This is a genomic window from Magnetospirillum molischianum DSM 120, from assembly GCF_000294655.1.
Lineage (GTDB): Bacteria > Pseudomonadota > Alphaproteobacteria > Rhodospirillales > Magnetospirillaceae > Phaeospirillum > Phaeospirillum molischianum.
The window spans coordinates 78,415-101,990 of sequence record NZ_CAHP01000015.1 but is presented as its reverse complement, the minus strand read 5'-3'; the positions used below and the strand labels follow the sequence as shown (position 1 = coordinate 101,990).

Genomic DNA, 23,576 nt, shown 5'->3' with positions numbered 1-23,576 from the left:
CGGTCGAGGACTAAGATATCGAGTTTGGGAAACAGTCAGTAGACAAGCCAGACCGCCCCGTCAAGCGTCGGGGCGGTCTGGAAGGTGCGTCCAGCTAAGGCGTGTCCAGCCCGACCAGCGAGTTGGCGAAGGCGCGGGCCTCGAACGGGCGCAAATCGGCGGCCTGCTCGCCGACACCGATGGCGTGGACCGGCAATCCGAACTTTTCAGCCAGGGCGACCAGGACGCCGCCGCGTGCAGTGCCGTCCAGCTTGGTCAGGACCAACCCGGTGACGTTGACCATCTCGCCGAAGGTCTCGACCTGGGAATGGGCGTTCTGGCCGACGGTGGAGTCCAGTACCAGCAGCACAGAATGCGGCGCGGTTTCGTCTACTTTCTTGATCGAGCGGACCACTTTGCCCAGCTCGGCCATCAGATCGGTCTTGTTCTGAAGACGTCCGGCAGTGTCGATGAACAGCAAGTCGTCGCCCTGCTGGCGCGATTGAGTCACCGCGTCGAAGGCGAGGGCAGCAGGATCGGACCCGGTATCGCGGGCGATCACCGGGCAGCCGGTGCGTTCCCCCCAAACCTTCAACTGCTCGACGGCAGCGGCGCGGAACGTGTCGCCAGCGGCAAGGGTCACGGTTCGCCCCGCCTGCTTGTGCTGCATCGCCAGTTTGCCGATGGTGGTGGTCTTGCCCGCGCCGTTGACACCGACCACCAGCACCACATGCGGCTTGCGCGCCGGGTCGATTTCCAGCGGCTTGGCCACTGGTTCGAGGATGCGGGTGATCTCATCGGCCAGAATGGTCTTGATCTCGTCGGCGGTAATGTCCTGGCCCAGGCGGGTCTTTGACAGTAATCCGGTAACCTTGGCTGCGGTGTTGACCCCCAGATCGGCGGTGATCAGCAGATCTTCGAGGTCCTCCAACGCTTCGTCGTCAAGCTTTCGCTTGGTGAAGAGGTCGCCCAATCCCTGGGTCAGCCGCGACGAGGATTTGGCCAGTCCGGCTTTCATCCGCCCGAACCAACCGTCGCCTTCGTCCGATGCGGGGGCGGGCGCTGTCGCCAATAATTCGTCGAGCAATTCCGGACGCAGAATGTCCGCACTCGCCGCGACCGTCCGATCGCTTGGCGCGGTCAGTTCCGGGGTCAAATCGTTCAGCAGCAGCAGATCGACCGGAACGCGGGCTTCGCTGCGGCTGGGGCGCAGGCCGACGACCCGGATGCGGCGATTGCCGTCGCGCAGGCAAAGATCCATCTCGAACGCCAGACCTTCGCCACGCAACCGACGCACCGCCAGATCGAGACGGGCGGAATCCTGGGGCGTCAGCCGGGCCAGCACGGCGGCGAAGCCGGGCAGGGTGGCGTCGGACAGATCAAGCAGAGTGTTCAGGCCGCGCGAACGGACCTCGCGCTCACCGATCCATGCCTGGATACCATCGGGTTCAGCCAGAACACCCTTCAGCAGGCGTTCGGTGCTGTCGCCTAATTGGGACAATTCGGATAGAGCGCGACCCAGCATCCGTCGGGTCGAGACCACCTGGAGCACCATCGGCAGCAGCGCCAGAACCGCACCCAGCGCCAGCGACAGCGGGTCGAGACGTCCAGGCTCGGCCAGCCTGGCCAGATCGGTCACAAGCTGGGCCAGCCGATCCGGGGCTGGTGCCGCGGCTTCTTGCGCCAGCGCGGCTCCCGGCAGCGCCAACAGCAACAGGCCCGCAACATATCCGCTCCACCGGCCCCCCGCCGGGTGGGAGTCCTCAATCCTATTGGTCATCTCACTTCCTCAGCGTTCAGAACGCCGCCTTCCACTCCGGTGATTCGTGTCCGCAGGACGGCTCCCGGCGCGGCGGTCGTCCCCCCCACGCGGACCGGCAGATAATACTCGCAATGCCCTTTGCCGTCGCGTTCGATCACTACGGATGCCTCGGCACCGACACGCGCGTGCAGAAGAGCGTCCATCGCCGCCTCGCCACGGCGGCGCAGGGCGGCGGCGCGTGCCTTGACCACCGGTCCGCTCACTCGCTTCATCGTGGCCGCCGGAGTACTGGGACGGGGAGAGAACGGGAAAACATGCAGGTGGGTGAGCCCGATCTCGTCGATGAGGGCCAACGAGGTGGCGGCCATCGTGTCGTCTTCGCCGGGGAAGCCCGCGATCATGTCGGCACCCAGCACGATGTCGGGGCGGACGGCGCGCAGGCGCGCGGCCAGGAGCAGGATATCGGCGCGGCGGTGACGTCGTGCCATCCGTTTCAGTACGGTATCGTCGCCCGCCTGAATCGACAGATGGGCATGAGGTAGCAATCGAGGCTCGCTGGCAAAGGCTTCAATCAGATCGTCATCGACCTCGACCGGATCGAGCGAGGACAGCCGCAGCCGGGGCAGGTCGGGCACGGCCGCCAGCAATTGCCTTACCAATTGCCCCAGCGGTGGACGTCCCGGCAGATCGGCGCCATAGGCGGTGACGTCAACTCCGGTCAGCACCAGCTCAGGCGTTCCAGCGGCGACCAGTTCCCGTGCCTGCTCGATCACCCGCTCGACCGGGACCGAGCGGTTGGGGCCGCGTCCAAACGGAATAATGCAGAAGGTGCAGCGGTGATCGCAGCCCTGTTGCACTTCGACAAACGCGCGCGCCCGTCCTTCGAAACCTGACACCAGATGCGATGCGACCTCTCGCAATTTCATGATGTCGCCGACGACGATCCGCTCTGGCGGTGGTTCCGCGAAGATATCCGGCTTCAACTTTTCGGCATTACCGAGAATCTGGTCGATCTCGGCCATCTCGCCATACACCTCAGGATGAGCCTGGGCGGCGCAGCCGGTCACAACGATACGTGCGCCGGGGTTCTCGCGCCGGGCCTTGCGGATGGCTTGGCGGGCCTGACGTTCGGCCTCGGCCGTGACGGCGCAGGTGTTGATGATGATCGTCTCGACACCGCTGTCGATGGCGCGCGCATGCTCTCGCATCACTTCGGATTCATAGGCGTTCAGCCGACAACCGAAGGTGAGAATGGTGGGGGGCTTGGCAGTCATGAAAGCAGGGCAGGGTCCAGAAGGCCGGTGAAGCTGGTCGCCACCGGTCCAGTCATCAGAACATGATCGTCGGGCAGCCATTCGATCTCCAGCGTCCCGCCGTCCAGGATCAGTTCAGCCCGGCGGGGCGAAAGACCGCGCCGTGCCGCCGCGACCAGGGTGGCGCAGGCTCCGGTACCGCAGGCTGGAGTGATACCGGCACCACGTTCCCATACCCGCATCCGAATACGCCCGCGCCCCGCTTCGGTGGTGGGAAGAATCGAGGCGACTTCTATATTGGCGCGTTCGGGGAATATCGGATGATGTTCCAGATCCGGCCCTACCGCAGCCAGATCAATTGCCTCGGAATCCTCGACGAAGAACACCGCGTGCGGGTTTCCCATGCTGACCGCGACCGGGTCCGATAGCGGGCCGACGCTCAGGCCGAGGTGAAGGGTATCGACCGCTTCGTTTAACGGAATTTCGCGCCAGTCCAGCCGGGCCGCTCCCATATCAACCGCAACCAGCGATGTCCCGCGCGATTCGGCATCCAGTAGCCCGGCGCGGGTCTCGATCACCACGCTGTCCCGGCCGCTTTCCGTCATCGCCAACCAGGCAACGCAACGGGTGGCGTTACCGCAGGCGGCGACTTCTGACCCGTCGGCGTTGAAGATCAACATCCGCACGTCGGCGGTGTTGTCACTTGGCGTCGCGATCACGATCAATTGGTCACAGCCGATTCCGGCGCGGCGGTCGGCAATGGCGCGGACCCGCGCCGGATCAAGGGCGAGGGGACGGGGATCGATCCGGCCGTCGAGAACGACGAAATCGTTCCCGAGGCCGTGCATCTTGCGGAAGGGGAGGGTGGCTGAGTCTGACATGATGCTCGGTTATATGTGGCCGAAGCCTTTAAAGTCCATCCCCTCAGCGTAGCGCCTTCATTCGTCCGTCGATCCGGGGCATGACGCGATGATTTGCCGCGAGGTAATCACCGACCACATTGGCAAGCAGCGGCCCGCCGCTGGCGTCAACGATGACGCGGGCTTGTTTCAGTCCGCTATACCCGTCACCGCCATGGCCGAGATAGTCGGAGGTGGCAAGGCGATAAGTCTTATCGTCTTGCAATGCCATTCCGCCGATGAAAATAGACACGATCCGCTGTCCCACGGGGCGGGACGGAGCATATTCAACCGATATTCCCGAGACCTGGGGGAAGCGTCCAGCTTTGGTCTCGATGCCGGACAGGCCATGTTCGAGGGCGGCTCGCAATTGGGTACCGCTCAGTTCAAGCAGCATTACCGCATTGCCGAACGGCATCTCGGTCAGAACGTCGCGCCGACTGAGGGTGGCTCCGGTCGGATAGTGCCGGTTTCCGCGCAATCCACCGCCATTGATCAGGGCGGCATCGGCCTCGAAATGGGCGCGTAGCGCGTCGGCGAACAGGTTGCCGATTGCCGCCTCACCGCCGCGCACGGTTCCGGTCCGACTGTCGAGCGGTTGATCCAGAACCGCCAGGGGTTGGTCCAGCGCCTGGCTTAACAGGGTGTCGGTAGCCGAGATCAGCGGAGCCAGAGCCGGATCGGGCGCAATGTCCCGCACCGCCTCGAAACGCCAACCCTGCGGGTAGACGCGGGTTCGGCCAGTCTGGCCGGGATCGGGTCGCTCGACCACCATCTCGACTTCGCCCAGCCATTGGGCATCCTGACCGGCTTTTAGCACCAGTGCGCCGCTTTCGCGGATCGCGATCGGATCGTGATCGTGCCCACCCAAGATGAGGTCGATTTCCGGCACGGCCAGGGCCAGAGCGCGGTCTTGCTCGATATCAAGATGGGTCAGAGCCACCACGATCTCGGCCCCCTGGGCGCGCAGGCGGCGGGCGGTGGTGCGGGCGGTCTCGGTCTCGTTGCTGAACACAACGCCGTCCGTCAGTGACAGTTCCCCGGTGCGGGCGGTCAGGATGCCGAGGAACCCGACCTTGATCCCGCCGCTTTCGACGATCCGGCTTGCCGTCATTCCGCCAAATGGGGCGCCATCGGCACCCAGCACGTTCGACCCGATCCAGGGGAAGCGTGATTCGCCGATTCGATCGGCAAAGACAGCCGGTCCGAAATCAAATTCATGATTTCCCGGAACCGCAGCGACTGGCTCCAGACGATTGAACAGTGCGATCAGGTGGGCACCCTTGGTCAGGTTCGATGCCAGCGACGGCGAAATCAGGTCTCCACCGAATGTGAAGAGCGGATTCGGGGCTTCGGCGCGGCGCTGTTTCAGACGGGTCGAAAGTTCGGCTAATCCTCCGACACCATCGCTCGAATGGTATTCGTAGATGTCATTGACATGCAGGAATGTCAGCCGCACCTGCTCTGCCGCAGCGCTTCCAGACCAAAGCAAACCCGCCAGTATCAGCCCCAATATCGCCCGCATTTGCGGTCTCTCCGTTCTCGTCAAGGATCGCGGTCCAGTGTGACGCGAAGTGGCGGCAGACGGAAGAGGCCGAGACACTTCCCCCGAGACTTCGTGTTCTCTACCCGCTATCCTGGTCGTAGACGTGAAGGGGGTCTGGATGAGTGATGAGTGGGAGAATGGCGGTCCCGGTCTGTTCGATGCGCTGGCGGCGGCGCGCCGTATCGCCAAGGTTAACAGCCTGACCCGAGTGTTGCGTGGACTCGACCCAATGACCGCCGCCAAGAAGGGCGTTGCTCCCAGTGAGCTGGATGCGATCATGAATATGCGTTTGTCCGAGCTTGATCCGACTCGCCTCGATCACCTTGCCGAGACGTTGTTGAAAGAACCGGAACGCCCTTGAACACGACTTGTTTCACAACGTGCGTTAAGGGGGTTGCGCACCTCGGTTCCCTCGTGTAGCTTCCCCCCTCGCTGCGGCCCGAGGGGCTTGTTCCCCCGCCGCAGCATGGAGGGGTGGCCGAGTGGTTGAAGGCGCACGCCTGGAAAGTGTGTATACGGTGTTGAGCCGTATCGAGGGTTCGAATCCCTCTCCCTCCGCCAATTCAAAAAATCATAGACATATCAATAACTTGGGCGCAGATCAGGGCGCCCGCGGGGTAGATGTGCGTAACAGTCCCGTGTGTCCGTCAGGCGGGGTATGACCAGCCCGGATCAGGGAGTCGTCGCCGCCTGTCCCACGTTGAGGCGATGACCTTCGCCAGACTCGCTGGAAAGCCCCAGGACGGCCGTAAGGCGCTGGGCCTGGGTATCAGGCCGCCGGGGTAAACGGCCTCCTGTGGTCGTCCTGGCGAGTCTGGCGAACCCCGATCAGCTCGACCTTGCCGTTCGGCCCTGGGCAGAGCGCTTGACCTATCCTATGGCGTCGGCGGAACGGTTCACTGAAGCTCGAACCGGGTCAGCTTGATCTTGCCGTTCGACCCTTCGCACTCCACGTCGTAGCTGACCTTCTTATCAACAATTTGGCCGAACAGAGTCATTAAAACTGAGATTAATCCTTCGACCTCAACTGGGGTGGAACGCAGCGTTCTAGAGCATCATCCACTCATATGGAATCATTGGGGATTCCCAATTAGGGAAAAGTATGATTCAAGATTTGGGCTGGTGAAGGAGGCCAGCCCTGATGGCGACATCCCTTTCCCGCGATCTCCGAGAGCGTGTGATCTGGGCGGTCGAAAGCGGGCAATCGTGCCGGGCCGCCGCGAAGCGATTCGGGGTTGCCGCCTCGACGGCGATCAAATGGGTGAGCCGCTGGCGATCGGAAGGACACGCCGTGTCGAGGCCGCGTGGCGGCGACCGTCATTCGCACCGGATGGAGGCGTTGGCCGAAGAGATCCTGGGGCTGGTAGAGCAGACTCCCGACATCACCCTGGCCGAGATCGCGGCCCACCTGGAAGCGGTACACGGGGGCAAGATCGCCCCGAGCAGCGTATGGCGCCTGCTGGACCGCCACGACATGACCTTCAAAAAAAACGGCGCACGCCAGCGAGCAGCAACGGCCCGACGTTCTGCGGCGGCGACATGAGTGGTTCGATCTCCAGCCGGAGCTTGATCCCGAGCGCCTAGTCTTCATCGACGAGACCGGAGCCTCGACCAAGATGGCGAGGCTCCGCGGGCGTGCCCCTCGCGGCGAGCGGTGCCGGGCGCCGGTGCCGCATGGGCATTGGAAAACTACCACCTTCGTCGGCGGTCTTCGTCTGAGCGCATGACCGCGCCGATGATTCTCGACGGCGCGATGAACGGCCAAGCCTTCCTGGCCTATGTCGAGCAGGTGCTGGCGCCGACCCTGACCCGAGGTGACATCGTGGTCATGGACAATCTGCCCGCTCACAAGCTCGCCGGGGTCCGCGCCGCCATCGAGGCCGTCGGCGCCCAAGTCATGTACCTCCCGCCTTACAGCCCCGACTTCAACCCCATCGAGATGGCCTTCTCGAAGCTGAAGGCTTTCCTCAAGAAGGTCGCAGCCAGGACCAAGGAGGGTCTCTGGGCGGCGATAGGCGACGGCATCGGCACCTTCACACCAGACGAGTGCATCAAATATTTCGCAGCCGCAGGTTATGACCGCGATTGAACGGAAAATGCTCTAGGTTGCCCGATCTGCTCGACAAGACCAACACGGCCAGCGGCGTCTGGGCCGACACCGCCTATCGCTCGGAAAAGAACGAGGCGTTCATGGCGAAGAACGGCTTCGTCTCGAAGGTGCATCGCAAGAAGCCTAAGGGCAAGCCGATGCCGGAGAGAACCCGCAAGGCCAATGCCCTCAAATCCATGGTGCGCTCCAAGATCGAGCACGTCTTTGCCCATCAGAAGGGGCCGATGGCTGCCATCGTCCGCACCATCGGAAAGGCCCGGGCCGAGACCAAGATCGGCCTGATCAATCTGGCCTACAACATGCGGCGATTCATGTGGCTTGAGAGGAGACGTGCGCCCGCTTGAGGCCAAAATCACCGAAATCAGACTTCCAACCATCAACCCCAGGCTAAAATCGGGGATGACAAGAGCACGTCGGCTCCGATTGCACGCTGAATCGGCATAAAATTCCTTCGTGAATCAGGTTTTTGGAGGTGTCCAGCTGCCATTGTTTTGGTGGTCAGCAACCGAGAATACTTTCGCCCCCGATGGCCGTCGGATCGCATTTGGGTCAGTGATCAGGTCTCATTGAGATTGTACTGGCATACCTGCGCTCCGCTCACGACTCGAAGATTGATCTTCGCGTGAGGACTGAGACGGGGTGCAGGGGCCGGTGCGAGAGGCTCTGTGGTCGGAATAGCGCATACCAGCGCCAAATTTCATGTGTGCATCTTCCGAGCAAGCTTCTTGTTCTTCACATAAAGGCTTGGCTTGATCGCAATGCGGCTACCCTTCCTAACCGCACACAGGGACGTGCGACAAGGAACAGCCCAACTGCCGTGTTTCGTCAGATGAACCTCACGGGTTGGGTCAATGGCCACTACCACCGCTGCGGGACAGTTCACAACACCTAGTCCCGCAGATCCCTCCATCGAAGCAGGTCCAGGAGCCGCTGGATCCTGGCGGGTGTGGACAGCGCCCGTATTTTTTCCTTTGTTCCCCGGGCCGTTACCGTGACCACGTCGCTCCGAGGCGGTGGAGGCGGTCCAAGGCTCGGCTCAGGTCGGCGCGGCTTGGCGGCGGCGGTCAGGCTGATCCGTATCCGCTGCGGCGGCTCGCGCGTCACCGCGAAGGTTGCCGCAGGCACCACCTCCAGTCCGGCCCGGCGGCAGAGGGCGGCCGGGTCGGGGTCCTCGGTCGGCAGGGTCAGCCAGGCATGCGGGCTAGGGCGGGGATCGCCCTCGGGGCGGCCGGAGAGGGCGCGGCGGGCCAGCCGGTAGCGGGCGGCGATCTCCTCGCGTTGCCAGCGGACCCGCCGCAGCGCGGTGCCGTCCTCCAGCCAGCGGCAGGCGATCTCGACCATCAGCGGCGCCAGCGGCCACAGCGTGGTCTGCTGTTCGGCCGCCACCGCGCCCGCACCGCCGCGCTGGTACCGGCGATCACGCCGAAGCGCAGGCCGCCGGCGACGCACTTCGACAGGCTGGTCACTACGGTGCAGGTCTCGGGCAGCAGCCGGGCCAGCGGCGGGGTCTCGGCCAGCATCCCGTAGACATCGTCCTCGATCACCTGGAGGCCGCGTTGGCGGGCGATTTCGGCCACCGCCTGCTGGTGGGCCGCGCCCATCGTCGCCCCGGTCGGGTTCTGCAACGCCGGCACCAGCACCACCACCCGGGCCGAGGTGGCGCGGGCGGCGCGGTCGAGCGCGTCGGGCAGGATGCCCTCGCCATCGGTCGCCACGCCAGTTCGCGATGGGTCGGCAGGCGGTCGCCCGGCCGCAAGGCACCCCGCGCGATGGCCTCGGCCAGGGCTTCGACGATGGCGAGGTAGCGAACCGGATGGCGGTTTCTCAGGTCGGGAAGCCACATTGTTTGCCACACAATGTTTTCATTGATTCGGACAATATGGCTGATTGATAGTCAAATCAACGTGCAGATCAATCGAAGGATGTCGTTGGCCGGTTTTCCGGCGCGCGTTTTCCCCCGGGAAGGAGCGAAGATTGAGTCCCTCCGACAGTTCGTCGTCCGCCGCCGTGATCGAGCCGGCCTCTCCCGACGCGATCGCGGTGGCGGGGGTGATCCTGGCGGTGTGTTTCCTCGCCACCGGCGGGATCTTCGTCAAGCTCAGCCCGCTCGACCCGATCGCCACCGGGGCGTGGCGGATCCTGCTGGCCCTGCCGCTGGTCTATGGCTGGGACGCGCTGGAACGGAGACGGGCGCCCCGGGTCGTCTCCCGGCTGGAGCGGCGCGATCTGGTGGTGCTGTGGGCGGCGGGGGCGCTGCTCGGGCTGGACCTGACCTTCTGGAATATCTCGTTCCATTACACCACGGTGGCCAATGCCAACCTGCTGGCCAATCTGGTGCCGTTCGTCGTCGTGCCGCTGTCGGTGCTGCTCTATCGCGAGCGGATCCGCCGTTCGTTCCTGGTGGGGCTGGCGCTGACCCTGTGCGGGGTCACTCTGCTGTTGTCGGCCTCGCTGCAGGCCTCGCTAGCCTCGGCGCTGGGGGACGGGCTGGCGCTGCTGACGGCGGTGTTCTACGGCCTGTATCTGCTGCTGGTCAGCCGACTGCGCCGCCGCTTCGGCCCGGGGCGGATCCTGTATCTCAGCAGCCTCGGCTGCCTGTCTACCCTGGTGCCGCTGGCGCTGCTGCTGGAACAGCGGCTGGTGCCGACCGGGCTGGAGGATCTGGCGCCGCTGGTCGGGCTCGCGGTGCTGTCGCATGTGGTCGGGCAGGGGATGCTGGCGCAATGCCTGCGCCCGGTGCCGGTCGCGCTGTCGTCGGTGCTGGTGCTGATGCAGCCGGTGGTGGCGGCGATCTATGCCTGGATCCTGTTCCACGAGACCCTGACCGTCCGCCAGATCGTCGGAATCACGATTTGTCTGGTCGGGCTCTATTTCGCCAAACGAGGCCAATAACGTCTGGAGCGCCTGTCATGGAAAAACTCGTCAGAAAGAATCATGACGTCGTCAGAATGGAAATGCTCCGGCTGGCTCATGCCTGCCTCACCGACGGGCGGGAATATGCCGACCGGCTGTCCTCGGCGGCCTTCATGGAGACCGGCATCGACATTCACCCGGCGGCGCGGATCGGCGCCCGGCTGGTGATCGACCATGGCTGGGGATCGGTGATCGGCGAAGATTGCTACATCCTCGGCTGCGCGATCCTGGGGGCGCGGGGCATTTCCAACAATCCCGACGGCAAGCGCCCCCCGACGGTGCGGCTGGACCGCTTCCGGCGCGGGCTGTCGCTCGAATCGTCGTTCTACCTCAAGCTCGAACAGATGAATCCGGGCGGCAGCCACAAGGTCCGGATCGCGGTCAACATGATCCTGGACGCCGAACGGCGCGGCCTGCTGCGCCGGGGGGGGAAGCCAGACCATCATCGAGGGGACCGGCTGCAATACCGGGCTGGGGCTGGGGCTGGCGCTGGCGGCCAATCTGTTCGGCTACCGGCTGGTGCTGGTCGTCCCCGACAATTACAGCCCGCGCAAGATCCGGCTGCTGGAGGCCTATGGCGCCGAGGTCCGGCTGGCCGATTCGCGCCGTGGGCGGGATACCCATTTCGTGCTGGCGCGTGAATTGCTGCGGCAAAATCCCGGCTGGTTCATGCCGGACCAACTCGTCAACGCGGTCAACGTCGAATTTGCGCCACCGCAGCCGCCAAGGCCGCCCGCATTGGGGAATTGCGGGTCATCGCCCCTCCTGCGGAGGGCGTGGATCACGACAGTATAAAATAGGACGAGCCGACCAGTTCGGAAAAAATGGTTTTCCGTTGACACTACAACCTGCCTCTCGGTAAGAAAGTAGTTATCAGACACACTTTCTTTCCGACGAAGTAGGCCGTTAATTATCTGGATTGGCGGCCTTTTTTCTTATATCATTGGTCTTCCACGCCTTTCCCTCCACAAGATCTTCCTTGTCGATGCCACTTTGGGTGTGCTATTAACACACTCAGGATTCGGCAGGTTCAATCCAAGTGGCATCACGGAAACAAGCGGTTGGTATAATATCAGCGAACCCTAGATGTAATATATTCGTCGGCATTCAAGGAAGGCGTGCGATGTCCAAGACCCTGATACTGCTGCCTGGCTTGTTGTGCGATTTTCGGCTGTGGGCGCGCCAGTCCCAAGCTCTGTCGTCGCGTATCGGTGTCGTGGTGCCCGATCTGGCGCGGGATGACAGCCTGGAGGCGATGGCGGAACGGGTTCTGGCGGCGGCCCCACCGCGCTTTGCGTTGGGCGGGCTGTCGATGGGCGGTTATCTGTCGCTTGAGATCATGCGCCGGGCACCGGAGCGAGTCGAACGGCTGGCTCTGCTCTGCACGAACGCTCAGGCTGATCCGCCGGAGCAGAAGCAGCGCCGCCTCGATGCGATTGCCTTGGCCGCTTCGCCCGAAGGATTTGATCAGGTGGTGGCAGCTCAGGCTGCGGCTCTACTGGCTCCCGATTCCGCCGCCGATCCCGCCATCGCCGGTTTGTTCCGCGCTATGGCCTCTTCGGTGGGTTCCGAAGGGTTCGCCCGTCAGCAGCGCGCCATCATGGCCCGACCGGATTCGCGTCCGGGTCTGTCTGCGATCGCCTGTCCGACCCTGATCCTCTGTGGTGCGTTGGATACACTGACTCCCCCCGATCTTCACCGCGGTTTGGCGGCGGCGATCTCGGGGGCGCGGTTGGAGATCGTGCCCGACAGCGGCCATCTCGCTCCAATCGAGCGTCCTGACGCTGTTTCGCTCGCGCTGGCATCCTGGTTGAGCGACTTGTAAAAATAAAATGGGGCGTCCGTGAATAACCCGAAGCCCGGCTTGCCGCCTGGGTTTTGGGCTGTAGCGACGTAATCGAGTTTGCCACGAATCTGTGTCGTGTCTCTCCGATTCCTGCACCACCTTGTGGGAAAGCGAAAGAGACAACGCCGGGCCGCTGCTGTCCAGCAGTTGACTGTGGCTTATTCCGGTGGGCGCGGTGCCCAGAGTAACGTGGCACTTTCCCCTTGATTGCACAATTCGGCGAGCCTTGCTGCCGAAACCCGCATCGGGGTGACGCCGTTGATGGTCAGAACCCCTCTCCGCACCAGCTTCCACCCGACCGATACGCACAGCGACGGAGGAACGTTTTCTGCCGTCACCAGCGTCACGCCACCTTTCCGCTCGGTCCGAAGCGAGCCTTGGAAAACGCTGGTTACAATAGGCTTTCCGGCAGCGGCCTGCTGCATCTGAGCGAAAAAGGTGTCCGCTGCTCCAGACGGTAAACCCGGTGGTGAGCTGGGGCTGAGGGCAATCCAGGCGCCAATCGCCGCAATCAGAGCGGCACCGCCAATCGAGGCCGCGATCAGTATCCCTCGCTTGCGTTTTTGTGGGGGGCGGTGTTTCGCGGTCGAAGATGGTGTGTGGTGGGCCGGATGACCGACCATTGTCTTTTCCCTGCTGAAAAAGGGTAGGAGAGTTTAACAAAGATGATGTCAGTAAAATTTTAGCACATTCTTACCCCATCGGGTAACAAGACCGATCACCTGTCGTCTTGCCGAGAGAAAATCTCATGGTACGATAGGTCGTTTCTGGTGGCTGAAGGCCACCTCCGGTCGACCGGCCATGCCGGAGATTGTTTTGGAGAAGGATGATGGATATCCGCCGCTTTGCCATTCCCCTTGCTACCTCGTTGGTGGTTGGGGGCGTCGTTTATGGCTTGTCCCTGGCCGGTCAGCAGTCGTTGCGTTCCGAACTGGAACAGCTCAACACCCTGCGGAGCGATATCGACAAGCGCTTTGCTGCGGTCGAGGATCTGGCTAGCCGTCTTGAATCGCTTGACCATCGTGTTGTCGCGGTCGAGAAGACGCTGCCTGCCGCTCCCGTCGTCGAGGCTGCTCCTCCCCCCGCTGTTGCAGAACCCACGCCTGCCGCCCCTGCGCAGCCCTAAGGTTGGGGGGCGAGAATCTGAAAAGCCGTTCCGTAGGAGGGAAACCTTCCGACGGAACGGCTTTTATTTTTCAGACAGCGAAACAGACGACGTGCGTTTAAGAGCGGTTCGGCAGGGAAATCGTGAAGGTTGTTGCCTGATTCGGAATTGACTCGACCCAAATCCGCCCTTGATGCTGCTCCACGACCTTCTTGCAGATAGCAAGTCCGATCCCAGTTCCTTCGTACTTGTCCGGTGTGTGCAGGCGCTGGAAGATCCGAAAAATCGTCTCGAAATAATCGGGTTCAATGCCGATACCGTTGTCGCTAACCGAAATGTGATGTTCAGTAGCGGTGCTTATTGAACTCACTTTGATGATCGGGGGACGGTCTGGAGCACGATACTTTATCGCGTTGCCGATCAGATTCTGGAACAGCCGAACCAGATCGGTGAAATCTCCACGGACGGTGGGAAGGTCAGGCGCAACTTCAATAATTCCTTCGGCCTCGATCAGCGCGGCACTGAGATTTGCGGTTGCTTGGGCGACCGCAAGGGACAGATCAACCGCATCGACCGGCTTGGTGTTGCGGCCAATGCGAGAATATTCCAGAAGATCGACGATCAGGTGGTCCATTCTTACCGCGCCATCATGGGCGAAGGCGATGAACTCGCGAGCCGTATCGTCCAGATGATCACCGTAACGGCGTTGCAGGAGTGAAACGTAGCTTGAGACCTGACGCAGCGGTTGGCGCAGGTCGTGGCTGGCGACGTAGGCGAATTGTTCTAATTCGGCATTCGATTGAGCCAAGTCTCTGCGATTTTCGTCTTGTTCAAGCACCGAACCAACCAAGCGTGCCAGCAGGCGCATGAACTCGATGTCGCCTTCGTCAAAACCGCGAGGCGACGGTTGCGACGAGTAGAATGCGATCGTTCCGTAATAGCGCCCTCGTTGCCGAATCGGTGCACCGAGATAGCTTTCGACGCCATGCCGGTGATGGGCGGGGTGGTTGGCGTAGGGCGATCGGTGCAGATCGGGCAGGGCAAGGACATTGCCGGTTTCGATCACCAGGGAGCAGAGCATCTCGGAAAGATCGATCCGGGTTCCATCGACGATTTTTGCCTCGGGAGGGGCGCTGTGATGCTCGATGGTCGAGATCCCCTCTTCGATTCGAGTGATCTGGCCGACCGTCAGACAAAGATGACGCCGCCCAAGGTCCAGCGCGGCAGTTAATTGCTGCGCCGCGCCAAAGGCGCTGGGTAGGGCGGCAATTTCGCTCAATGCTCGTAAGTTGTTATACTGCCGTTGTAGCCGTTCGGTGTGCTCCTTGAGGTCGATCTCGATCCGCTTACGATCAGTGATGTCCTCGTGCACCACGACGACCTCGGGAATGATGTTGCCGCCCCCTTGAATTGGGTAGATGTGGGCATGAACCCAGCGTTCGGGCGTGTCGCGTCCTTGGGCGGGGACGTGTACGGCAGGCACATCAATGCTTTGGCCGTCCAGAGCCTGTCCAAGATGCGTGTCCATTCCCAGAGCCTTTGGAATGGATGCACCGCCAGAGAACGGATACGCCAGACCTCGACCCCATAACCGGGTCCAGGCGCGATTGGACATTCGGGGCGTTCCCTCGGCGTCAACGATCTGAACCGCCATCGGATTTTGCTCGAAAATCGCGCGGAAGCGGGCTTCGGACTCACGCAAAGCCTGCTCGGCCGCTTTGCGGTCGGTGATATCGAGTGCCGTCGTAAGGCAACGCCAACTTTCGCCCCAGGACGATCCCAACGGCACGCTTTGCAAAATTACCGGGAAGGGTGGGCGTTGCTCGGGGAGAAGCCACAGTTCAGTCCTGGCACCACCATTGCGAACCTGAAGGAAGTGATCGTCAAGGGTGCGACGGCTTGACCCTTCGACGAAAAGAAGAAAAGGCTTTGAAATTATTCTTCCTTTTGTTCGCCCAAGCATCTCCATCCCGGCGACATTGACCTCCTGGACGGAGAAGTTTGTATCGATGATGAAATAGCCCGCAGGAGAATTTTCAAACAGATCGTGATATTTCTGACTTGTCTGTTCAAGGCTGGCCTGAGTTAAGCGCAATTGCTCGTTTTGCGCTTTTAGTTCTTCCTGGTGAACTTGGAGGGAATGCAGAGTCTCCGTCATCTTTTCCTGGACGGTGGAGTCGATTGGCTCTCTATCACGTAAGACCTGAAGTTCTGCCTCGACGGCAGACAGCTCCAATTCGATTTGCGCTTTGGTCTTTCGCGAAGTATCTGCTTTTCTCATTGGTAGAGTTTAACGGGAACAACCCGCGTGGAACACCGAACTGATATATATCTTATAGCATATATCTTGGGTATTGTTTCGCGTCCGATTTCATCTGGCATTTTTAAACTCTTGAGATAGCCTGTTCCTGAAAAATAAGGGGAAGTCCCCGTAATAATCAGTTCGTGGGGGGGGTGTTGAAAAAGCCAAGGGAAGATGGTGTGCCTGCCAAAGCTCCACGCACTGCAACCTCGTCGTCGGCGGCACCGATTTCGTCCAATGCGTCTGGACGCAAGACCCGTGGACGGCGGAACGATCTTTTTGTCGTCGGCATTGGCGCTTCGGCCGGTGGGTTGGAAGCGTTGCGCCCGTTCGTTGCCAATTTGCCCCAGGCGTCAACGATGGCCTACGTCATCGTCCAGCATCTGTCGCCGCAATATCGCAGCATGATGGTGCAGCTTCTCGGGCGCGAGACTCGGCTTCCGGTCGAAGAGATCAAGGACGGGTTGGTGATGGAACCCAACACCATCTACATCACCCCACCAAACAAGGACGTTCGGGTCAAGAACGCGACCCTGTGGTTGCGTGAACCATCGGCACCGCTGGGACCGAAGCCGTCGGTCGATGTGTTTTTCTCCTCTCTGGCCGAGGATCTGGGGCAGCAGGCGATAGGGGTAATCCTGTCCGGTACTGGCAGCGACGGCGCGCACGGGATGCGCGCTATCAAGGCGTGTGCCGGGTTGACCGTGGCCCAAGATCCTGAAACCGCCAAATATGACGGGATGCCGAAAGCGGCTATCGATTCTGGCTGTGTCGATCTGGTGATGCCGCCCGATGCGATCGGGCCGGAACTGGCCTCGATCTCTCGTTTTCCCCGTCCGGTGGTGGTGCAAAAGTCGGAGCATACCGAGGCTCGTGATACCATCAACGAAATCTTCCTGCTGGTTCGCAAGCGCACCGATGTGGATTTTACCCAGTACAAAACCAATACGGTTCGCCGCAGGCTTGAGCGAAGGATGGCCGCCAATCGGATTGAGACACTCGATTCCTACCTTGAGTTCGTTCAGCGGCATCCGGCTGAATTGGATTTGCTGTGTAAGGATATCTTGATCTCGGTCACGTCTTTCTTCCGCGATACCAAGGCGTTCGACGACCTCAAAGCGACATTGGGTGAGCTTCTGGCGACCAAGAAGCCGGGGGATAGCATCCGTGTCTGGGTTCCGGCCTGTGCCACCGGCGAGGAAGCCTATTCTTTCGCTATGATGCTGAACGACCAGTTAGGCGAATCGATCGGCCAGTACAAGGTCCAGGTGTTTGCCACCGACATCGATCTTGATGCGATGCGGCATGCGCGCAAGGGGGCGTATTCAGCAACCACCGTGGAGACATTAGATAAGGCGTATCTGTCTAAATATTTTGATGCGATGGGACAGATATATCAGGTAAAGAAGCCAATTCGCGAAATGGTTGTTTTTGCTAGGCAGGATTTGATTAAGGATCCGCCCTTTGTAAAAGTTGATTTAATTAGTTGCCGTAATGTTCTGATATACTTTAATCCCGATCTTCAGGATCGCATTTTTCAGATGTTCCACTATGCTCTGTCGCTTCAGGGATATCTGTTTCTCGGGAAATCTGAATCGGTCGGACATTGCGCCGATCTGTTTCGGCCGGTCAAGGCCACCTCGAAAATCTTTCAGAAGCGGATTGTCGCGCCGCGCTCGACCAATCCGGTGTTCGGTGCATTCCGTATCAAGCCGCCGGAATCGATCGAAGCCAGTCGGGCTAGCAGCGCTTCCTCGATCGAGTCGATTGTCCGCGACGGTTTCATCGAATCCTGCATGCCGCCCAGCGTTGCGGTGAACGAAAATCTCGACATCCTCTACTATCACGGTGATGTCGATGGCTTTATCCGTTTTCCTCAAGGCTTGCCCAATCAGAGTCTGGGCAAGCTGATCATTGAGGATTTTCGCATCGATTTGCGCGCCCTGGTTCACCACGCCCGAGAGAAAGGGGCGGTGGCAATGGGGCCGAAGCGTCAGCTTAAAGTCCGCGACGGCGACATTTGCGCCCGTCTAGTGGTTCGTCCGCTTAAAGGCGAGGGCGGACATGAGACTCTGTTCCTCATCAGCTGCGACAAGGTCGATCCTCCGACCCAGGGGGGAGACGAGGAAGCTCTGTTGCCCTCTGGCAACGAGGCTCGCCTGATCGAGTTAGAGCAGGAACTGACGGCAACTCGCGAGCATCTTCAGACGGTGGTCGAGGAACTAGAGACCTCGAACGAAGAGCTTCAGGCTCTTAATGAGGAATTGCAGGCGGCCAACGAAGAGTTGCAATCCTCAAACGAAGAACTGGAGACCTCGAACGAAGAGTTGCAATCGACGAACGAGGAATTAACGACCGTCAATGAGGAGTTGCAGGTCCGTACCGCCGAATTGGCTGGAGCGAATGCCGACCTACAGAACATTCAGGACAATATCGGCTTCCCTCTTTTGGTTGTCGATAAATCGTTGCGAATTACCCGTTTTACCCCGCAAGCGGCACGGATGTTCGGGTTGCTGCCCTCGGATGCCGGGCAGATGATCACAGCGGTTCCCAGTCAGTTCCATGTTCGCGATCTGAAAGCGCTTCTGGTCACCGTCATCGCCAGCAGCACCTCTCATGAGGAAATCATTGAAGTCGATGGTCGTTTCTATCGCATGGGGGTCTATCCCTATCGCGACCTGCGCGATCAGACAGCCGGTTCGATTATGAGTTTCATCGACGAAACCGAGCTGCGCACCACCCAGCGGGAGTTCGAGGCCACCATCTCGAACCTGCGCGAGACCCAGATCGAATTGCGCGAGGCGAAAGAGGCGGCCGAGGCCGCCAATAATGCTAAGTCCGATTTCTTAGCCAATATGAGTCACGAATTGCGCACACCGTTGAACGCGGTGCTCGGCTTCGCGCAATTGATGGCAGACGAGATGTGGGGGCCGCTGGGTGATGAACGCTATCGCGAGTATGCCAATATCATCGTCGATAGCGGGCAGCATCTGCTGTCGCTGATCAGTCAGGTTCTCGACATGTCGGTGATCGAGGCGGGCCGTACCATCCTTCACGAGGGCACGGTGCGAATGAATGAGGTGATCGCCGCTACCCAACGGTTGATGTCATCTCAGGCCGAGCGCCGTGATATTCATCTTGCAACCGATTTACCCGACGACTTGCCCTGGGTTCATGGTGATCTGACCGCGATCCAGCGGGTTCTGTTCAACTTGGTCGGAAACGCTCTGAAGTTTACTCAACCGGGCGGTTCTGTGACGGTATCGGCTCGGGTCGAACCCCAGGGAATGCTGGTGCGGGTGAGCGATACCGGCATCGGTATCAAGCCAGCCGATCTTTCTCGGGTGCTGATGCCGTTCGAGCAGGGAGGGTTGCGCACCGTCCGCGAACGTGAGGGGGTCGGGCTTGGTCTGCCGATCTCGAAATCGCTGATCGAACTGCATGGCGGATGCCTGTCGATCGAGAGCGAAGAGGGGGTTGGGACAACCGTCAGTATACTCATCCCCACCGAACGGTTGCTTCATCGCGCCTGATCTGCTGTTGAGGAGGCTCTGCCTCCGATTGCCCGTTGACAAGCCGCGGAACTGCCCGGAAAACTCTCCCCGTTCCGGGGCCTTGGGGGCGTGCCGGAGGGAGTCCTCTGTCTCCATCGAGTAGAAGGGGTGTAGGCGATGCGTCTTGGCTTTACCGGTCTCGTAGCTCTGGCAGCTACGGCTTCGATTTTGTCCTTCTCCGCGCGCGCTGAGGAGGAAAAAGTCCTGAACGTGTACAACTGGTCGGACTATGTTGCGCCAGACACGTTGGCGAAATTCACCCAGGCCACCGGAATTAAGGTTAATTACGACGTTTATGATGGCAACGAGATTCTATCGACCAAGCTTCAGGCTGGCCGCTCGGGTTATGACGTCGTGTTCCCGTCTGCCTCGCCGTTCCTGGCTCAGCAGATTAAGGCGGGAACTTACCGTAAGCTCGATAAGTCGAAGCTAACCCACTACGGCAACCTCGATCCGGCGGTGATGAAGACGCTCGACAGCGTGTCCGATCCCGGCAACCTGTACGCGGTTCCATACATGATTGCCGCGACCGGCATTGCCTATAACGTCGATAAGCTGGCTAAGGTCGCTCCTGGCTTCAAGCCCGATAGCTGGTCCGTGCTGTTCGATCCGGCGATCGTGTCGAAGGCGAAGAGCTGTGGCGTCAGCCTGCTCGACACGCCGACCGAAGCGTTCGCCGCGGCTCTGTTGTATCGCGGCCGTGATGGCGCAAGCCTCGCCACCGACGATTTGAAGCTGGCCGCCGAAACGGTCAAGGCTATCCGCCCGTCGCTGAAATATTTCCACTCATCGAAGTACATCAACGACATGGCCAATGGTGACACCTGCTTGGCCCAAGGCTATGTCGGCGATTTGGTTCAGGCGCGCAACCGCGCCAATGAGGCTAACAAGGGCGTCCATCTTGCCATCTTTATTCCCAAGGAAGGGGCGGTCGTGAATATCGACGCCGCGGCAATCCCGGCCGATGCTCCGCATCCCGATAACGCTCATAAGTTCATCGATTTCCTGTTGCAGCCTGAAATCATCGCGGCGGTTAGCGATACCACCGGCTACGCCAATGCCGTGCCTGCCTCTAAGCCGTTGATGAGGAAGGAGATCGCCGCCGATCCGGTTATCTATCCGCCGGCCGAAGTGGTCGCAAAAGAGTTTCAGGTTCCGCCCGCCGATCTGGTGAAGGAACGTGAGCGCACCCGTCTTTGGACCAGTGTCAAGACCGGCCGCTGAGGCCGATCGAGACGCGGAAGCTAAGAGCATGACCCAGACGGTTGCCCAACGCCCGACCTTCTCCCCCTGGACCGATCCGGAATCGGTGCCGCTGATCCGTTTCGAGGGTGTCTCGAAACGGTTCGGCGACTTCGTTGCGGTCGATCAGGTCGATCTTTCCATCCATGCCGGCGAGTTCTTCTCGCTGCTCGGTGCGTCCGGCTGCGGCAAGACGACGTTGCTGCGGATGCTGGCCGGGTTTGAAACCCCGACATCGGGGCGGATTTTTATCGACGGAACTGACGTTTCGGCGATCCCGCCCTATGAGCGGCCGGTCAACATGATGTTCCAGTCTTACGCGCTGTTCCCCCATATGACGGTGGAACAGAACGTCGCGTTCGGGCTGAAACAAGATGGATTGCCCAAGGCACAAATCCGCGAGAAGGTTCGTGACGTTCTCGATTTGGTGCAGATGAGCCGTTTCGGCGGCCGTAAGCCGCACCAATTGTCGGGTGGCCAGCGCCAGCGCGTTGCGCTGGCGCGCTGTCTGGCCAAAGAACCCAAGGTGCTTCTGCTCGATGAGCCTCTGGCGGCACTTGACCGTCAGTTGCGTGAGCGGACTCAGCTTGAATTGGTTGGCATTCAGGAGCGGGTTGGCATCACCTTCGTCATGGTTACCCATGACCAGGGCGAGGCGATGACGATGTCCAGTCGTATCGCGGTGATGAATTCAGGATGTCTGGAGCAGGTTGGTACTCCGGTCGAAATCTATGAATATCCCGGCACCCGCTTCGTCGCCGATTTCATTGGTGCCGCAAACATGTTCGAAGGGGTGGTGGCGTCGGATAGTGACGATCTTCTGGTTGTCACGTGCCCCGAACTGGAAAGCGACCTGACTATTTCTCACGGTGGTTCGGTTCCTGTGGGAGCGCCGGTTACGGTGATGGTTCGTCCAGAGAAAATGGTCGTCCAGCGTGACCGGCCGTCCGAAGGGATGAATGGTGTTAAGGGTATCGTCGCCGATATCGCTTATCTCGGTGACGTGTCGATTTATCATATCAGTCTGCCTTCTGGCCGAAGGGTTGAAGTCCTTCGCACTAATTTGCGCCATACCGGCGAACAGGAACTAACCTGGGAAGATGAGGTTCATCTGGCGTGGCATCCCGCCAATGCCATGGTGTTGACCCGATGACGGCGCTCGACCGGGTGGCTCGTCGGTGGGGGCGACTGATCGTCGGATTTCCCCCCTATGTCTGGCTGCTGATTTTCTTCCTGGTTCCGTTCCTGATCGTAATCAAGATCAGCCTATCCCAGGCGGTTATGGGGATTCCGCCCTATACCCCGTTGCTGGAGTGGGGTGAAGGTGCGGTTCTGACAATCCGTATCGCTTTGGGTAGTTTCGGTACGCTGTTCAGCGACGAACTTTACGCCTTCGCTTATCTCAATTCGTTGCGCTTGGCTGCGATCGCCACGTTCTGCTGTTTGTTGCTGGGCTATCCGGCCGCCTATGCGATTGCTCGGTCATCGCACTCGGTTCGTAACTTACTGCTGCTGTTGGTGGCGTTGCCGTTTTGGACCTCCTTCCTGATCCGGGTTTACGCCTGGATCGGTATCTTGAAGACCGAAGGATTGCTGAACGGGCTGCTGTTGTGGCTCGGGATTATCGATACTCCGTTGCAGATTCTCGAAACCGATCTGGCCGTACTGATCGGCATGGTCTACTCGTATCTGCCCTTCATGGTGTTGCCGCTGTTTGCGACCCTGGAAAAGATGGACTTGTCGTTGTTGGAAGCGGCGGCCGATTTGGGATGCCGCCCCTTTCAGGCTTTCATCTCGGTGACCTTGCCGCTGTCATTGCCGGGAATCGTTGCCGGATCTTTATTGGTCTTCATTCCCGCAGTGGGTGAGTTCGTTATTCCCGATCTGCTCGGCGGTCCCGATACCCTGATGATCGGTAAAATTTTGTGGGCGGAGTTCTTCGACAATCGTGACTGGCCGGTCGCTTCGGCGGTGGCGGTGGCGATGCTGATTTTGCTGGTGGTGCCGGTGATGGTCTTTCAGCGGCTCCAGGGGCGAGCGACGGAGGGAACGCGATGAGCACCGGCTGGGGTCGCAACCGGGCATTGCTGCTGTATGGTCTGCTGTCGCTGGCCTATGCCTTTCTGTACGTTCCGATCGTCGTTATGATCATTTATTCGTTCAATGCCTCGCGCCTTGTGACGGTCTGGGGCGGGTTTTCGATTAAGTGGTACGGCGAATTGCTTCAGGACGAGAAAGTCCTTGATGCTGCTTGGCTCAGTCTTCAGGTGGCCGTGGCTAACGCGACCATCGCCACCATCCTCGGCACTTTGGCGGCTGTGGTTCTGGTTCGTTTCCGCCGGTTCCGTGGCCGGACCTTGTTTACGGGAATGATCGCGGCCCCCCTGGTGATGCCGGAAATCATTACCGGTCTTGCCATGCTGCTTCTGTTCGTGGCGATGGAACAGGCAATCGGATGGCCTGAAGGGCGCTCGATCACCACGATCGTCATTGCGCACGTTACCTTTAGTCTGTCTTTCGTCACCGTGGTTGTGCAGTCGCGGCTGGCGCAGATGGATGCTTCTCTGGAAGAAGCTGCCATGGATTTAGGGGCACGGCCGACCAAGGTGTTCCTGGTCATTACCTTACCGATCATTGCCCCGGCGCTGCTGGCTGGCTGGCTTCTGGCGTTCACCCTGTCAATCGATGACGTGGTGATTTCGGCCTTCGTCTCTGGGCCGGGGGCAACGCCGTTGCCGATCGTAATTTTCTCGAAGGTGCGACTGGGCGTCAGTCCCGAAATCAATGCGTTGGCGACCATCGTCGTCGCCTTGGTCGGGGTGGCTATGGCGATTGCCGGGCGGGTGATGTTGAGCCGGGACCGTGACGAACGTCAGCATTCCACAACGTCACCGCAATCGGTCTGAGATCTTAGGCGTATCTAAAACGAACTGTAACTCTGTCCCCGACTAGCCCGGTCGTGTTGTACGACCGGGCTTTGCGGCAAGATATTCCCCCGGATATGAAATCGCCCCCCGAAATCAATGCGGGGGGCGCTGCCGGGGTAGCCGGGACGTTCTCGACGG

At 60.4% G+C, this 23,576-nt stretch carries 20 protein-coding genes, 1 tRNA gene and 1 pseudogene; 14 read left to right on the top strand and 8 right to left on the bottom strand.

Translation table 11 applies throughout. From position 1 onward, the window contains the following. Nucleotides 1–94 precede the first annotated feature (94 nt). The 4 genes from ftsY to PHAMO_RS06695 are packed head-to-tail and all read right to left on the bottom strand — an operon-like array spanning nucleotide 95 to nucleotide 5,418. Complete coding sequence (gene ftsY / locus PHAMO_RS20380; protein ID WP_002727697.1) at nucleotides 95–1,759, bottom strand: signal recognition particle-docking protein FtsY; 1,665 nt, start codon at nucleotides 1,757–1,759, stop codon at nucleotides 95–97. Beyond that, nucleotides 1,756–3,015: a tRNA (N(6)-L-threonylcarbamoyladenosine(37)-C(2))-methylthiotransferase MtaB gene (gene mtaB / locus PHAMO_RS06705; RefSeq protein WP_002727695.1), complete on the bottom strand. Its 1,260-nt coding sequence runs from the start codon at nucleotides 3,013–3,015 to the stop codon at nucleotides 1,756–1,758. Before mtaB ends, ftsY begins: the two co-directional genes overlap by 4 nt. Then, on the bottom strand, nucleotides 3,012–3,875 hold the full coding sequence (gene dapF, locus PHAMO_RS06700) for a diaminopimelate epimerase (RefSeq protein WP_002727694.1): 864 nt from the start codon (nucleotides 3,873–3,875) through the stop codon (nucleotides 3,012–3,014). Before dapF ends, mtaB begins: the two co-directional genes overlap by 4 nt. Nucleotides 3,876–3,918: 43 nt before the next feature. Further along, nucleotides 3,919–5,418 (bottom strand): bifunctional metallophosphatase/5'-nucleotidase, encoded by a 1,500-nt coding sequence (locus tag PHAMO_RS06695; protein WP_002727691.1) that lies wholly within the window; start codon nucleotides 5,416–5,418, stop codon nucleotides 3,919–3,921. A 139-nt stretch (nucleotides 5,419–5,557) separates the two neighbouring features. Between PHAMO_RS06695 and PHAMO_RS06690 the strand changes: the two genes are divergently transcribed. The 5 genes and pseudogenes from PHAMO_RS06690 to PHAMO_RS06670 all read left to right on the top strand — a co-directional run. Further along, nucleotides 5,558–5,800, top strand: coding sequence for a hypothetical protein (locus PHAMO_RS06690; protein WP_002727689.1), 243 nt, complete (start codon nucleotides 5,558–5,560; stop codon nucleotides 5,798–5,800). Nucleotides 5,801–5,907: 107 nt separating this feature from the next. Further along, a tRNA-Ser gene (locus tag PHAMO_RS06685) sits at nucleotides 5,908–6,000 on the top strand. Between the two features lie 580 nt (nucleotides 6,001–6,580). Continuing rightward, nucleotides 6,581–6,982, top strand: coding sequence for a helix-turn-helix domain-containing protein (locus tag PHAMO_RS20190; RefSeq protein ID WP_002727683.1), 402 nt, complete (start codon nucleotides 6,581–6,583; stop codon nucleotides 6,980–6,982). A 180-nt stretch (nucleotides 6,983–7,162) separates the two neighbouring features. Beyond that, nucleotides 7,163–7,528, top strand: a complete 366-nt coding sequence (locus tag PHAMO_RS20185) for a transposase (protein WP_002727681.1) — start codon at nucleotides 7,163–7,165, stop codon at nucleotides 7,526–7,528. A gap of 11 nt (nucleotides 7,529–7,539) precedes the next feature. Beyond that, nucleotides 7,540–7,893: pseudogene (locus PHAMO_RS06670) on the top strand (transposase); the annotation flags it as partial. Nucleotides 7,894–8,437: 544 nt separating this feature from the next. Here PHAMO_RS06670 and PHAMO_RS19860 read toward each other — a convergent pair. Together PHAMO_RS19860 and PHAMO_RS19855 are read right to left on the bottom strand one after the other, a co-directional pair. Then, entirely contained in the window at nucleotides 8,438–8,935 is a 498-nt protein-coding gene (locus PHAMO_RS19860; RefSeq protein WP_002727673.1) for an aminotransferase-like domain-containing protein, read from the bottom strand. Further along, nucleotides 8,890–9,390 carry an aminotransferase class I/II-fold pyridoxal phosphate-dependent enzyme gene (locus PHAMO_RS19855; protein ID WP_235720806.1) on the bottom strand — a complete coding sequence of 167 codons (501 nt, stop codon included), beginning with the start codon at nucleotides 9,388–9,390 and terminating at the stop codon, nucleotides 8,890–8,892. Before PHAMO_RS19855 ends, PHAMO_RS19860 begins: the two co-directional genes overlap by 46 nt. Nucleotides 9,391–9,523: 133 nt before the next feature. Here PHAMO_RS19855 and PHAMO_RS06660 point away from each other — a divergent pair, with 133 nt between their 5' ends. From PHAMO_RS06660 to PHAMO_RS06650, 3 genes are all read left to right on the top strand, one after another. Beyond that, on the top strand, nucleotides 9,524–10,441 hold the full coding sequence (locus tag PHAMO_RS06660; protein ID WP_002727666.1) for a DMT family transporter: 918 nt from the start codon (nucleotides 9,524–9,526) through the stop codon (nucleotides 10,439–10,441). A 462-nt stretch (nucleotides 10,442–10,903) separates the two neighbouring features. After that, nucleotides 10,904–11,257, top strand: a complete 354-nt coding sequence (locus PHAMO_RS20375) for a pyridoxal-phosphate dependent enzyme (RefSeq protein WP_202801563.1) — start codon at nucleotides 10,904–10,906, stop codon at nucleotides 11,255–11,257. A gap of 328 nt (nucleotides 11,258–11,585) precedes the next feature. After that, a complete protein-coding gene (locus tag PHAMO_RS06650; RefSeq protein WP_002727660.1) occupies nucleotides 11,586–12,287 on the top strand; it encodes an alpha/beta fold hydrolase in 702 nt (233 codons plus the stop codon). Between the two features lie 179 nt (nucleotides 12,288–12,466). Here PHAMO_RS06650 and PHAMO_RS06645 read toward each other — a convergent pair whose 3' ends face one another. After that, complete coding sequence (locus tag PHAMO_RS06645; protein WP_002727659.1) at nucleotides 12,467–12,931, bottom strand: hypothetical protein; 465 nt, start codon at nucleotides 12,929–12,931, stop codon at nucleotides 12,467–12,469. 203 nt (nucleotides 12,932–13,134) lie between these two features. Here PHAMO_RS06645 and PHAMO_RS06640 point away from each other — a divergent pair, with 203 nt between their 5' ends. Further along, nucleotides 13,135–13,434, top strand: coding sequence for a hypothetical protein (locus PHAMO_RS06640; RefSeq protein WP_155801588.1), 300 nt, complete (start codon nucleotides 13,135–13,137; stop codon nucleotides 13,432–13,434). Between the two features lie 97 nt (nucleotides 13,435–13,531). Here the strand turns inward: PHAMO_RS06640 and PHAMO_RS18395 are convergent, their stop codons facing one another. After that, complete coding sequence (locus PHAMO_RS18395; RefSeq protein WP_162136951.1) at nucleotides 13,532–15,571, bottom strand: PAS domain-containing sensor histidine kinase; 2,040 nt, start codon at nucleotides 15,569–15,571, stop codon at nucleotides 13,532–13,534. 323 nt (nucleotides 15,572–15,894) lie between these two features. Between PHAMO_RS18395 and PHAMO_RS06630 the strand changes: the two genes are divergently transcribed. From PHAMO_RS06630 to PHAMO_RS06610, 5 genes are all read left to right on the top strand, one after another. Continuing rightward, entirely contained in the window at nucleotides 15,895–19,248 is a 3,354-nt protein-coding gene (locus PHAMO_RS06630) for a chemotaxis protein CheB (protein ID WP_002727653.1), read from the top strand. 138 nt (nucleotides 19,249–19,386) lie between these two features. Continuing rightward, nucleotides 19,387–20,493, top strand: a complete 1,107-nt coding sequence (locus PHAMO_RS06625) for an extracellular solute-binding protein (RefSeq protein WP_002727651.1) — start codon at nucleotides 19,387–19,389, stop codon at nucleotides 20,491–20,493. Between the two features lie 28 nt (nucleotides 20,494–20,521). Further along, nucleotides 20,522–21,664: an ABC transporter ATP-binding protein gene (locus PHAMO_RS06620; RefSeq protein WP_002727650.1), complete on the top strand. Its 1,143-nt coding sequence runs from the start codon at nucleotides 20,522–20,524 to the stop codon at nucleotides 21,662–21,664. Continuing rightward, the gene (locus PHAMO_RS06615) at nucleotides 21,661–22,569 is read left to right on the top strand and encodes an ABC transporter permease subunit (protein ID WP_002727649.1); all 909 of its coding nucleotides are present in this window, start codon (nucleotides 21,661–21,663) and stop codon (nucleotides 22,567–22,569) included. Before PHAMO_RS06620 ends, PHAMO_RS06615 begins: the two co-directional genes overlap by 4 nt. Then, the gene (locus tag PHAMO_RS06610) at nucleotides 22,566–23,417 is read left to right on the top strand and encodes an ABC transporter permease subunit (RefSeq protein WP_002727648.1); all 852 of its coding nucleotides are present in this window, start codon (nucleotides 22,566–22,568) and stop codon (nucleotides 23,415–23,417) included. Before PHAMO_RS06615 ends, PHAMO_RS06610 begins: the two co-directional genes overlap by 4 nt. Nucleotides 23,418–23,576: the final 159 nt, after the last annotated feature.